13 protein-coding genes are annotated in these 12,509 nt (G+C 69.9%); 9 read left to right on the plus strand and 4 right to left on the minus strand.

What is annotated here, in order from left to right:
* The first annotated feature begins 42 nt into the window (after window positions 1-42).
* Window positions 43-204, plus strand: a complete 162-nt coding sequence (locus C1737_RS27035; protein WP_233214649.1) for a hypothetical protein — start codon at window positions 43-45, stop codon at window positions 202-204.
* Here the strand turns inward: C1737_RS27035 and C1737_RS04450 are convergent.
* Genes C1737_RS04450 through cobG form a run of 3 tightly spaced genes read right to left on the minus strand, consistent with a single transcriptional unit; the run spans window position 201 to window position 3,419 of the window.
* Window positions 201-1,694, minus strand: a complete 1,494-nt coding sequence (locus C1737_RS04450) for a precorrin-2 C(20)-methyltransferase (protein ID WP_102417343.1) — start codon at window positions 1,692-1,694, stop codon at window positions 201-203. The genes C1737_RS27035 and C1737_RS04450 overlap by 4 nt on opposite strands.
* Window positions 1,691-2,317 carry a precorrin-8X methylmutase gene (locus C1737_RS04455; protein ID WP_102417344.1) on the minus strand — a complete coding sequence of 209 codons (627 nt, stop codon included), beginning with the start codon at window positions 2,315-2,317 and terminating at the stop codon, window positions 1,691-1,693. Before C1737_RS04455 ends, C1737_RS04450 begins: the two co-directional genes overlap by 4 nt.
* 4 nt (window positions 2,318-2,321) lie before the next feature.
* Entirely contained in the window at window positions 2,322-3,419 is a 1,098-nt protein-coding gene (gene cobG / locus C1737_RS04460; RefSeq protein WP_102417345.1) for a precorrin-3B synthase, read from the minus strand.
* A gap of 90 nt (window positions 3,420-3,509) precedes the next feature.
* Here cobG and C1737_RS04465 point away from each other — a divergent pair, with 90 nt between their 5' ends.
* The 7 genes from C1737_RS04465 to C1737_RS04490 all read left to right on the plus strand — a co-directional run bounded on the left by C1737_RS04465 (window position 3,510) and on the right by C1737_RS04490 (window position 11,088).
* Window positions 3,510-4,337, plus strand: a complete 828-nt coding sequence (locus C1737_RS04465; protein WP_102417346.1) for an ABC transporter permease — start codon at window positions 3,510-3,512, stop codon at window positions 4,335-4,337.
* A gap of 11 nt (window positions 4,338-4,348) precedes the next feature.
* Window positions 4,349-5,107: an ABC transporter ATP-binding protein gene (locus C1737_RS04470; protein ID WP_067926962.1), complete on the plus strand. Its 759-nt coding sequence runs from the start codon at window positions 4,349-4,351 to the stop codon at window positions 5,105-5,107.
* Window positions 5,108-5,109: 2 nt separating this feature from the next.
* A complete protein-coding gene (locus tag C1737_RS04475) occupies window positions 5,110-6,120 on the plus strand; it encodes an ABC transporter substrate-binding protein (protein ID WP_067926964.1) in 1,011 nt (336 codons plus the stop codon).
* A gap of 83 nt (window positions 6,121-6,203) precedes the next feature.
* Entirely contained in the window at window positions 6,204-6,350 is a 147-nt protein-coding gene (locus tag C1737_RS26685; RefSeq protein WP_158243947.1) for a hypothetical protein, read from the plus strand.
* Window positions 6,351-6,392: 42 nt separating this feature from the next.
* Complete coding sequence (locus C1737_RS04480; RefSeq protein ID WP_199182777.1) at window positions 6,393-7,061, plus strand: S9 family peptidase; 669 nt, start codon at window positions 6,393-6,395, stop codon at window positions 7,059-7,061.
* Window positions 7,062-7,064: 3 nt separating this feature from the next.
* A complete protein-coding gene (gene cobN / locus C1737_RS04485) occupies window positions 7,065-10,673 on the plus strand; it encodes a cobaltochelatase subunit CobN (protein WP_102417348.1) in 3,609 nt (1,202 codons plus the stop codon).
* A gap of 19 nt (window positions 10,674-10,692) precedes the next feature.
* The gene (locus C1737_RS04490; RefSeq protein ID WP_102417349.1) at window positions 10,693-11,088 is read left to right on the plus strand and encodes a PPOX class F420-dependent oxidoreductase; all 396 of its coding nucleotides are present in this window, start codon (window positions 10,693-10,695) and stop codon (window positions 11,086-11,088) included.
* Between the two features lie 61 nt (window positions 11,089-11,149).
* Here C1737_RS04490 and C1737_RS04495 read toward each other — a convergent pair whose 3' ends face one another.
* Window positions 11,150-11,851, minus strand: coding sequence for a dienelactone hydrolase family protein (locus C1737_RS04495; protein WP_067926973.1), 702 nt, complete (start codon window positions 11,849-11,851; stop codon window positions 11,150-11,152).
* A 73-nt stretch (window positions 11,852-11,924) separates the two neighbouring features.
* On the opposite strand from C1737_RS04495, the gene C1737_RS04500 reads away from it, so the two are divergent.
* Window positions 11,925-12,473: an FxsA family protein gene (locus C1737_RS04500; RefSeq protein WP_102417350.1), complete on the plus strand. Its 549-nt coding sequence runs from the start codon at window positions 11,925-11,927 to the stop codon at window positions 12,471-12,473.
* Window positions 12,474-12,509: the final 36 nt, after the last annotated feature.

A 12,509-nucleotide genomic window follows, 5' to 3' on the forward strand; every position in this document is an offset into this window, starting at 1 on the left:
CTCGAACAGGATTCGGGCGCCGACGACGAGGACCTGGCCGCCGTGGGTGCCTCGGATCAGGGCGGGGGGCCGCTCGGATTCGCCGGGGCCGCAACGAGGTCCGGTGTCGGCCGGCCGGCCGGGTTGGCGACGCTGACCCGCGGTGGGTTGGGCGACGGCCCCGCCGTGCCGATGATGCCCAGCAGCTGGGACGGCGACGCCTAGCCCAGGGGATAGCGGCGGGGCGTGAACACCCGGTCGCCGGAATCGCCCGGGTACCACTGGGTTTGCGAGGAACCGACGATCAGCAGGCAGCGCATGTCCACCTCGGCGGGATCCAGATCGGCCAGCCGCACCACACGCACGTCCTCGTCGGGGCCGGAAACGCTGCGGCCGATCACCACCGGCGTCCCCGGCTCGCGGTGTTCCAGGAGCAGGTCGCGCATCGCGGCGACCTGCCACGTCCGGGCCTTGGAGGCAGGGTTGTAGATGGCCAGGACGAGGTCCGCGGCGGCCGCCGCGGACAACCGCTGAGCGATGATTTCCCACGGCTTGAGCCGGTCGGACAGCGAGATCACCGCGTAGTCGTGGCCCAGGGGAGCGCCGACCCGGCTGGCGACGGCCTGGGCGGCGGTCATCGCCGGAATGACCCGCACCCGAACTCCCGGCCACTCCTTGGCCTCTTCCAATACGGCGGTCGCCATGGCGAACACCCCGGGATCGCCCGACGACACCACCGCGACGGAGCGCCCTTGCTCGGCCAACGCGCAGGCCAGTCGGGCGCGCGCGGGTTCGTCGGTGTTGTCGCTGGGATGACGCCGCTGGCCGTCGCGCAGCGGGACGCGGTCGAGGTAGCCGCCGTAGCCGATCAGGTCGGTCGCGGCGGCCAGCTCGCGCCGGCTCTGCGGCGTCATCCAGTCGGCGTCGCCGGGTCCCAGACCCACCACCGCGACCGCTCCGGCCGGCGAGGGCTGCCGCCCGCGCCGCCCACCGGGCAGCATGGCCAGCGAGAAGTACGGCACGCCCGCCTCGTCGACCTCGGCGGCGGGCAGGATGCGCTGCCCGGCGGTGCTGGCCCGTTCGACGTAATACGCGTCGTTGAGCTGTCCGGACGCTGAAAGTGCTTCGCGCACAGCGTGATACGAGCGACCGAGTTTCAGCACCACGGCCGCGTCGGCGTCGGCCAGGCGGCGGGTCAGCTCCGCGACCGGCAGGGTGCCCGGCAGCACAGAGAGCACCTCGTCACCGGCGACCAAAGGGGTCGCGATGGCCGCGGAGGCGGCGCTCACCGACGTCACACCCGGCACGATGACGGCGTCGAACCGCTCGGTCAGCCGGGTGTGCAGATGCATATACGAGCTGTAGAACAGCGGGTCGCCCTCCGCGAGCAGCGCCACATTGCGACCGGCGTCGAGATGGGCGGCGATGCGGGCGGCAGCCTCGACGTAGAAGTCCTCCAGCGCACCGGCGTAGCCGCCGGGATGGTCGGTCACCTCGGTGGTCACCGGGTAGATCAGGTGCTCTTCGATCTGGCCGGGCCGCAGGTAGGGCTCGGCGATGCCGCGCGCGATGCTGCGGCCATGCCGGGCGCTGTGGTAGGCCACCACGTCGGCCTCACCGATCACCCGGGCCGCCTTCACGGTGACCAGCTCCGGGTCGCCGGGCCCAAGCCCGACACCCCAAAGCGTGCCCCTCCGGTTGGCCTGGTCGGTCATTCGCGATCGCTCGCGATCGCATTGACGGCGGCGGCGGCCATAGCGCTGCCGCCGCGACGCCCCCGCACCACCAGATACGACATCCCGCGTGGGCGGTCGATGAGCTCCTGCTTGGACTGTGCCGACCCGACGAACCCGACCGGGCCGCCCAGCACACCCGCCGGCGGGGAAACTCCTTCGTCGATCAGCTCGAGCAGACGGAACAGGGCGGTGGGCGCGTTGCCGATCGCCAGCACGGCACCCGACAGCCGGTCGGCCCACAGCTCCACCCCGGCGGCCGAGCGGGTGGTGTGCCGGCGCGCCGCCAGCTCCGGGGCGCGCGGGTCGGCCACCAGCGACACCACGTCGTTGCCGGCCGGCAGCCGCGCACCGGTGATCCCGGCCGCCACCATCGACGAGTCGCACAGCACCGGGGCGCCGGCGCGCAGGGCTGTGCCGACGCGGCCGACGACATCGTCGGTGAACGCGACATGCTCGGCGACGTCGACCTGCCCGCAGGTGTGGATCAACCGGACCACGACGCGCGCGACGTCGTCCGGGAACCGGGCCAGGTCGGCTTCGGCGCGGATGGTCGCGAACGACTGGCGATAGATCTCCGCCGCGTCGCGGATGTAGTCGAGCACCCGATTACCGTAGCTGGCGGTATCCGTCGCCGGTCGCCACCAGCACCTCGCCCTCGAGCGGGCTGCCGCAGGCGCGGTCGCAACCAACGAAGTGGCGATGCACTCCCGAATCCTCGTCGAGTGCCCGGGCGGCGTCGGCCCGAACGTCGGATGCCGAGTGCGCGCACCCGGGGCTTCCGGTGCAGGCGCTGACGTTGAGCCAGGGCGAGTTCTCGTCGAACACCAGACCCAACGGCGCCAGCACCCGCAGCGCGACGTCCGCGACGGCCTCGTCGAGATCGCACACCAGCACCGACCGCCACGGAGTGATCACCACCGGCGCCTCGATCGCCGCGAGGTACTCCGCGACGCGGGCGGGCAGCACCCCCAGCGGCACGGCGGCGCCGAGCGCCACGCGGCCGTCGTCCTGGTCGATCCAGCCGACCGGCGGCCTGGTAACCGCGGCAAAGGGGGTGGCGTCGAGCTCGGCGCCGGGGAGCAGGCTTGCGATATCGTCCAATTCCTTGACACGCCAAGCGGTTCCGCGCGTGAACGCGAAACGCGTCGCGATGATGACGAGCGTCTCGATCACCTCGCCGGCGCTGAGCCGGGCACCGGTGTCGCGCCCGGCCAGCAGCAGCGCGTAGCCGTCGGGGAACGCGTGCACGCCGACGTCGGCGCACAGGCCGGACACGTCGGCGCGCCCGTCGTCAAGGCCGAACCAGAACCGGCCGCCGAGCTCGGCGAGGCCGGGCTCGGCGCAGATCGCCGCGTCCAGCTCGGAGACCCACGGCCGGACATCGGCGTTGCCGCCGGCCCGGCCGGACAGCGGCGACGCGACGATGTTGCGGACGCGCTCATGGGTCGCCGACGGCAACAGCCCGGCATCGGCGATCGCCGCGGCCGCCGCCGGCACGTCGGTGATCCCACGCACCTGCACATTGGCGCGCGCGGTGAGCTCCAGCGTCGCCGAGCCGTATTCGCCGGCCACCCGCGCCAGCGCGGCCAGCTGAGCCGCCGTCAGCGTGCCGCCGGGTAGCCGGACGCGCGCCAGGGCGCCGTCGGCCGCCCGGTGCACCTGCAGCGCACCCGGGCAGGCGTCAGTGTCGCGCGTCCTGGCCACCCGTCCACCGTACGGCCATTACGTTCTGCATTGCCTTCAGCCAGAGGCAAACCCTTACCGAGGTGCCGGTCGCGCCATAGCGTCGGCCCAGTGAGCACTGCCACCGCGCTCAACGCTGCCACGAAGCATCCCGGCGGCTCCGCACCCACCGCGCCCAGCGGGCTATGGGAGCGCCGCAAATGGGAAGTCGTGCGCATCGCGTCCCCGCTGGCGTTGCTCGCGCTGTGGCAGTTGGGCAGCGCGATCGATGTCATTCCGCCGGATGTGCTTCCCGCTCCCTCGTTGATCGTCGAGGCCGGCTTGGAGTTGACCCGCAACGGCCAGCTCGCGGACGCGCTGCACGTCTCCGCCGTCCGCGTTGTCGAGGGGCTCCTGCTGGGCGGCGTCATCGGGATCGTCGCGGGCGCCGCGGTCGGCCTATCCCGCTGGGTCGAATCGACCGTGGACCCGCCCATGCAGATGATCCGCGCACTGCCACACCTGGGTTTGATCCCGCTGTTCATTCTTTGGTTCGGGATCGGCGAGTTGCCCAAAGTGCTGCTCGTCGCGTTGGGTGTGGCCTTCCCCTTGTACCTCAACACCTTTTCGGCGATCCGTCAGGTTGACCCGAAAATGGTCGAAACCGCTCAGGTGCTGGGGTTTTCGCTGTATCAGCGGTTCAGCCGGATTCTCGTACCCAGCACCGCGCCGCAGGTATTGGTCGGCTTCCGGCAGTCACTGGCGATCGCGTGGCTGACCTTGATCGTGGCAGAGCAGATCAACGCCGACAAGGGGATTGGCTTCCTCATCAACAATGCGCGCGACTTTCTGCGCATCGACATCATCATCTTCGGGCTGACCGTCTATGCGTTGCTGGGCATCACCACCGACACGGTCGTACGCCTGCTCGAACGCCGCGCCCTGCGCTACCAACGCTGAAAGGTTCGGGCTTGACACTCATCGCAGAATCCGGCGCAGCTCGGCGAGCGCTGCGTACCGAGATCGCCGGCGAGCTGCGCCACGTCGACAAGTGGTACGGCAGCCGCCATGTGCTCAAAGACGTTTCGGTGCGCGTAGGAAGCGGCGAGATCGTTGCACTGGTCGGGCGCAGCGGCTCGGGAAAGTCCACAGTCCTGCGGGTACTGGCCGGCCTCTCGCGTGACCACACGGGCGATCGGGTGGTGGCCGGGGCCCCGGCGTTGGCATTCCAGGAGCCGCGCCTTTTGCCATGGCGTGACGTGCGAACCAATGTCGGATATGGCCTGAACCGCAACCGGCTTCCGCGGGCTCTCGTTCGGCAACGCGCTGATCAGGCACTGATCGACGTAGGGCTGGCCGACCACGCCGACGCCTGGCCGCTGACCCTTTCCGGCGGCCAGGCGCAACGTGTTTCGCTGGCCCGGGCGCTTGTCGCCGAACCGCAGCTGCTCCTGCTCGATGAACCGTTCGGGGCGCTGGACGCGCTGACGCGGCTGACGATGCACGCCCTGCTGCTGCAGCTGTGGCGCGAGCACGAGTTTGGCGTACTCCTGGTGACGCATGACGTCGACGAAGCGGTCGCACTGGCCGACCGTGTCCTGGTCCTCGAGGAAGGGCGGGTCGTTCACACATTGGCGATCGACGAGCCTCGCCGCGTGCCCGGAGACCCAGGGGCTCACAGCGCGCGGCATCGTGCCGAGTTGCTGGATCGCCTTGGGGTGCGGCTGTAGCCATGTGGCGAGGTTTCGTGGCGCTGACCGCGGCAGTCGGGCTTGTGTTGACCGGATGCGTTTCCCGCGCAGGTAATTCGGGCCCGGCCGCGGCTCCTGCTGCGGTGCCATTGTCGGAGTTGTCGGGTCTCACGCTGCAGGTCGGGGATCAGAAAGGAGGCACCGAAGCGCTGCTGCGTTCCGCTGGGCAGCTGGACAAGCTGCCCTACCGGATCGCGTTCTCGACGTTCACATCCGGGCCGCCGCAGGTGGAGGCGGCCACCGCCGGCAAGATCGACTTCGCGATCACCGGTAATACTCCACCGATTTTCGGGGCGGCCAGCAACGCAAAGATCAAGGCGGTTTCCGCATACGGCGGGGGCGGTGCGGGCAATCGCATTCTGGTACACGCCGACTCACCGATCACGTCGGTCACCGACCTACGCGGCAAGACGATCGCGGTTGCCAAAGGCAGCTCATCCCATGCGAACCTGTTGGCGCAGCTGGAAAAGGCGGGACTAAAGCCCGTCGAGGTGAAGTTCGTGTTCCTGCAACCCGCCGACGCTCTTTCGGCCTTCAGTCAGCGCCAGGCCGACGCGTGGGCCATCTGGGATCCCTACACTGCGCAGGCCGAACAGCAGATCCCGGTGCGCAGCATTGCCGAGGCGCAGGGGGTGACCAACGGCGACTGGATTGGTGTAGCGTCCGACCAGGCGCTGGCCGATCCGAAACGCAACACCGCGCTGTCCGACCTGTTGGTCCGGTTTGAAAGGGCCGTGCAGTGGGCCAGGTCGCACCCGCAGGAATGGGCCCAAAACTATGCTGCCGCAGTCGGATTGGACCCACGAGTTGCTGCGGTGGCCGAGGCTCGCAGCCTGCGTCTACCGACCGAGCTCGGTGACGAGGTGGTCGCCTCGGAACAGAAGCTGGCCAACCTTTTTGCGGCGGCGGGCCAGCTTCAATCGTCGCCCCGGTTTTCCAACTGGGTCGACCGTCGATTCAATGAGGTATTACGACAAGGCCTCGTCAGCTGAACTCGGGGGATGAATGTCGGCAAAGTTCTTTGGTTTCTGCCCACCACGGGTTTTCGCCCACCACGGGTGACAGCCGGTCGATCGTGGGGGGATCACACGCGTCGCCGCACCACTTAGTCCCGGCGAGCCATCGCAACGAATTCATCCTGTCGGGGCATCCCCACCTCGAAGAGGCGTACTGGTTCGCCGAGGGCGTGCTGCCGATCCTGCGCGGGAAAGGCGTGGCCTGATCGGCAGTTTGTGGCCGTGCCATCCGGGGCATCCCCGTGCCCGTGGAGACGCTGGAGTACGGCCCAGGACGTCTCGTGGATGTCTACGGCGATGCGACGCAACCCACCGTCCTGTTGTGGCACGGCATGCAGACCGATGCCCGCGCTGCCTTCCGTCCTCTCGCCGGCATGCTCGCCGAGCACGGCGCGGCGGCGGTGGTGCCGGACTGGAACTCCCACGCCGACGACGGCGGCCGCGCCGATCTGCTGGGATCGCTGGATTTCGCACGCGATTTCGCGGGTCGGGGCAACCGCATCGTCCTCGTCGGGTGGTCGATGGGAGGTGCGGCCGCGGCGGCCGTCGCACTCAGCGGCGACGCGCAACTGGCGCACACCGTCTGCCTGGCGGGCGCTTTCATGGTCCCCGACCCGATTTTCGGTCGACGTGCCACCGAGCACCTCTCGGCGCAGCGCATCGGCGCGCCGTTCCTGCTGCTGCACGGCCGGGCCGACGACGCCGTCCCCGTCACGGCCAGCAGGGAGTTCGCCACGGCCCTCGACCGGGTCGGCTGGCCGGTCGAATTGGTGGAGTTGGCCGCCGACCACGGATCCATCGCCGGCGCCGACTACGACCCGAACGCGGATCGCTACGTGCCGGGGAAGAGCGAGGAGGCGCTGCGGGTGGCCGGAGAGGTCGCCGCCCGGGTCGCGGCGACCCTGCTGTACGAATGAGGGGTGGCTGAGCCGACCATCCTGCTGCTGTCGACATCCGACACGGACCTGATCAGCGCCCGTGCCAGCGGCAAGAACTATCGGTGGGCCAACCCGTCGCGCCTGGACGAAAGCGTGGGGGCACCTCCCGCTTGCGGGGGACTGCCCGAGCCGCTGGCCGGGCTATTGGAGGATGCCGCGATCGTCGTGGTGCGAATCCTCGGCGGCTACCGCGCGTGGCAGAGCGGCATCGACACGGTCCTCGCCAGCGGCGTGCCGACGGTGTTGGTCAGCGGCGAGCAGGCCGCCGACGCCGAGTTGACCGGCCTGTCCACGCTGGCGGCCGGCATCGCGGTCCAGTCGCACATTTATCTGGCGCACGGCGGCGTGGAGAACCTGCGCCAGCTGCACGCCTTCCTGTCCGACACCGTCCTGATGACCGGGTTCGGCTTCGGCCCGCCGGTGGTCACACCGACCTGGGGCGAGCTGGAGCGACCCACCACCGACGCTGACGGCCCCACGATCGCCGTCCTGTATTACCGCGCGCAGCAACTGGCGGGCAACACCGGCTACGTCGAGGCGCTGTGCCGGGCCATCGAGGACGCCGGCGGGCGGCCGCTGCCGGTCTACTGTGCGTCGCTGCGCACCGCCGAACCCGAACTGCTGCAACGGCTTGGCGACGCCGACGCCATGGTGGTCACCGTCCTGGCCGCCGGGGGACTGAAGCCGGCCGCGGTGTCCGCCGGCGGCGATGATGACAGCTGGAACGTCGAACACCTGGCGGCCCTTGACGTTCCGATCCTGCAGGGATTGTGCCTGACCAGCTCTCGGGCCCAGTGGAGCGCAAACGACGACGGGCTCAGCCCGCTGGACGTGGCCACCCAGGTGGCGGTGCCCGAGTTCGACGGCCGCATCATCACGGTCCCGTTCTCCTTCAAGGAGATCGACGACGACGGGTTGATCGCCTACGTCGCCGACCCGGAACGATGCGCCCGGGTCGCGGGCCTGGCGGTCCGGCACGCCCGGCTGCGCCACGTCGCCCCCGCCGACAAGCGGGTGGCCCTGGTGTTCTCGGCCTACCCGACCAAGCACGCCCGCATCGGCAACGCGGTGGGCCTGGACACCCCGGCCAGCGCGGTCGCGCTGCTGCGGGCCATGCGCGAGCGCGGCTATCAGGTGGGCGAGGTGCCCGGGGTCGAGGCCGGCGACGGTGACGCCCTGATCCACGCGCTGATCGAACGCGGCGGCCAGGACCCCGACTGGCTCACCGACGGGCAGCTGGCCGGCAATCCGATCAGGTTGTCCGCCAAGGACTACCGCGACTGGTTCGACACCCTGCCCGCCGAGCTGACGGACGCGGTGACACGGCACTGGGGTCCGCCGCCCGGCGACCTCTTCGTGGATCGCACGCAAGACCCCGACGGCGAAATCGTCATCGCCGCCATGCAGGCGGGCAACCTGGTGCTGATGGTGCAGCCGCCCCGCGGATTCGGGGAGAACCCGGTGGCGATCTACCACGACCCGGACCTGCCGCCCAGCCACCACTATCTGGCCGCCTACCGCTGGCTGGACACGGGTTTCGGTGCGCACGCGATAGTGCACCTGGGCAAGCACGGCAACCTGGAGTGGCTGCCCGGGAAGACGCTGGGCATGTCGGCGGCCTGCGGATCCGACGCGGCGCTGGGCGACCTGCCGCTGATCTACCCCTTCCTGGTCAATGACCCGGGCGAGGGCACCCAGGCCAAGAGGCGGGCGCACGCGGTGCTGGTCGATCACCTCATCCCGCCGATGGCGCGCGCCGAAACCTACGGCGACATCGCCCGTCTGGAGCAGCTGCTCGACGAGCACGCCAACGTGGCCGCGCTGGACCCCGGCAAGCTGCCGGCCATCCGCCAACAGATCTGGACGCTGATTCGGGCCGCCAAGATGGACCATGATCTCGGGCTGACCGAGCGGCCCCCGGAGGACTCCTTCGACGACATGCTGCTGCACGTCGACGGCTGGCTCTGCGAGATCAAGGACGTGCAGATCCGCGACGGCCTGCACATCCTGGGTCAAAAGCCCTCGGGGGAAACCGAACTCGACTTGGTGCTGGCGATACTGCGGGCCCGCCAGCTGTTCGGCGGCGAGCAGGCCATTCCCGGCCTGCGGCAGGCGCTGGGCTTGGCCGAGGACGGCACCGACGAGCGGTCGGCGGTCGACCGGGCCGAGTCCGCCGCCCGGGAACTCGTCGCCGCGCTGCAGGTCAGCGGCTGGGATCCCGACGCCGTCGACCGGATCACCGAGAATCCAGACGTGGCAAGGGTCTTGCGGTTTGCGGCAACCGAGGTGGTGCCCCGGCTCGCCGGCACCGCCGCCGAAATCGACCAGGTGCTCAACGCGTTGGACGGCCACTTCATCGCGGCCGGCCCGTCGGGATCGCCGCTGCGCGGCCTGGTGAACGTGCTGCCCACCGGCCGCAACTTCTACTCCGTGGATCCCAAGGCGGTGCCGTCGCGGCTGGCGTGGGAGGCCGGGGTTGCCCTGGCGGATTCGCTGCTGGCCCGCTACCGCAACGACCATGGGCGGTGGCCGCAATCGGTGGGGCTGTCGGTGTGGGGCACGTCGGCGATGCGCACGGCCGGCGACGATATCGCCGAAGTGCTTGCGCTGCTCGGGGTTCGGCCCGTCTGGGACGACGCGTCGCGGCGCGTCGTCGATCTCACGCCCATTCCGCCGGCCGAGTTGGGCCGCCCGCGTATTGACGTCACCGTGCGGATCTCGGGCTTCTTCCGGGACGCCTTCCCGCACGTGGTGACGATGCTCGACGACGCGGTGCAGCTGGTGGCCGGCCTCGACGAGGCCGCCGACGACAACTACGTGCGCGCGCACGCCCAGGCCGACCTGGCCCAACATGGCGACCAAAGGCGCTCCACGACAAGGATTTTCGGATCCAAGCCCGGCACCTACGGGGCGGGGCTGTTGCAGCTGATCGACAGCCGCAACTGGCGCGACGACGCCGACCTGGCGCAGGTGTACACCGCGTGGGGCGGCTTCGCGTACGGCCGCGACCTGGACGGCCGCGAGGCGGTCGACGACATGAACCGCCAGTACCGGCGCATTGCGGTGGCCGCCAAGAACACCGACACCCGTGAACACGACATCGCCGATTCCGACGACTACTTCCAATATCACGGCGGGATGGTGGCGACGGTCCGGGCGTTGACCGGCCAGGCCCCGGCCGCCTATATCGGCGACAACACCCGGCCCGACGCGATCCGTACCCGCACCCTGTCCGAGGAGACCACGCGGGTGTTCCGCGCCCGCGTCGTCAACCCACGCTGGATGGCGGCGATGCGCCGGCACGGCTACAAGGGCGCGTTCGAGATGGCGGCGACCGTGGACTACCTCTTCGGCTATGACGCGACCGCCGGGGTGATGGCCGACTGGATGTACGAACAGCTCACCGAGCGCTACGTGCTGGATCCCGAGAACCGCAAGTTCATGGCCGAATCCAACCCGTGGGCGCTGCACGGGATGGCCGAACGGCTGCTGGAGGCCGCCGGCCGCGGCATGTGGGAACAGCCGCAGCCGGAGACGATCGACGGGCTGCGCCAGGCGCTGTTGGAAACCGAGGGCGACCTGGAGGGCTGACCGGCGGTAGGTTGTTACCGTGACGCCCACCTTCGCCGATCTCGCCAAGGCGCAGTACATCCTGCTGACCACCTTCACCAAGGACGGCAAGCCCAAGCCGACGCCGATCTGGGCGGCTTTGGACACGCTCAGCGGGGACCGGCTCCTGGTCATCACCCAGGAAAAGTCGTGGAAGGTCAAGCGGATCCGCAACACCCCGCGCGTCACCCTGGCGACCTGCACCATGCTGGGCAAGCCGACGAGCGAGGCCGTCGAAGGCACCGCCGCCGTCCTCGACGCGTCGCACACCCCGGCCGTCTACGACGCGATCGGGAAGCGGTACGGCATCGTGGGCAAGGTGTTCAACTTCTTCAGCAAGCTGCGCGGCGGCATGGAAAACAACGTCGGGCTCGAGCTCAGGGTGGCGCCGGCCTGACGCAGGCGACACGCGCACGTCAGCGACGACGTTGTCGCGAAAGTTGGTGTGCCCGAAGGCCTTACGTCCCGGACGCCAGATGTTCGCCGAAGAATGCGAAGACCCGCCTCCACGCGTCCTCGGTGGCGGCCTCGTCGTAGCCGAAACCGGCGATTCGGTTGAGCGGCTGGCCTGGGAGCTTGTTGGCGAAACTGTGCCCGACGCCGGGGTAGACCTTGATATCGGCGGTGATGTTCTTACTGGCGGTCACCTTGCGCAGCTTTTCGGGGGCGCCCCTGCCCAGCGGGTCGCGACTGCCGAAGCTCGCCACGATCGGGCACGCCCCTTCGAGGGTCTTGTCGAGGTTGCGGGGCAGGGGAGTGCCATAGAACGGGGCGGAGGCGCCGAAACCCTTGGGCGACATCACCAGTGCGAACTGGCCGCCCATGCAGAAGCCCGCGACGCCGACCTCACCGGTGCATTCGGGCATGGCCCGCAAGTGATCGCGGGCGGCCAGGATGTCGTCGAGGGCACGGCCGCGCTGCGTCTGCAGCTCTTTCATGACCCGGGTGATACAGCGGATGCGCCCGCCCCGCGCGTACATGTTCGGGGTGATCGCGACGTAGCCGGCATCGGCGATGCGCTTGTTCGTCGATTCCTTGTCGCTGCGGTAGCCGACGATGTCGTGGATCACCACCACGCCGGGCCACGGGCCCTGACCGGTGGGGAGGTCGAGCAGCGCGTCGATCGGTCCGTCGGGGGTGTCGATCTCAATCGTCGTCATGTCGTCATCTAACTGCAATCGCCCCGGACACCACCATGGGAACTTCGGCTCGGCCGGCGCACGTTGGCCAGACATGTTGTCACGGCTGTTTCTGGTCTACGCCCTCGTGGAGCTGGCGGCGATCACCGCCCTGGTTGCGACGATCGGGTGGGGTTGGACGCTGCTGGCGCTGGCGGGCAGCCTGCTGCTCGGCTGGGGGCTCTTGTTGCCGATGTCGGGCTCGCACCTGCTCCGTCAGCTCGGGCACCTGCGGTCCGGCCTCGCCGAGCGGCGTACGGCGGTGCGGGACGGGACGTTGGTCACGCTGGGCGCCCTGCTCGTCGTGATACCCGGGCCGGTCACCACGGTGTTGGGACTCCTGCTGCTGGTGCGGCCCGTCCGGTCGGCCGTCGGCCCGGGGCTGGCCGCGCTCGCGATGCGCGGTCTGCGGCGGCGGATCCCGCTGCTCGCCGAGACGGCACTGTTCGGCGCCGGTGTGCCCCGCGGTGGCGCCGCGCCGGGCGACGGCTACCTCGACGGCTGCATCGAGGGCGAGGTCGTGGACGTCCGGGACATCCGGCCGCCCGCCCTGCCGAACGAGCCGGTGCGCGGCGGCTATCCCGGGCGGCCCGCCTGGGACTGAACACCGGCCGCCGGCACACGTAGTTTTGCCCTGTGA

Origin of the sequence: Mycobacterium sp. 4858, from assembly GCF_900240975.1 — a bacterium.
Lineage (GTDB): Bacteria > Actinomycetota > Actinomycetes > Mycobacteriales > Mycobacteriaceae > Mycobacterium.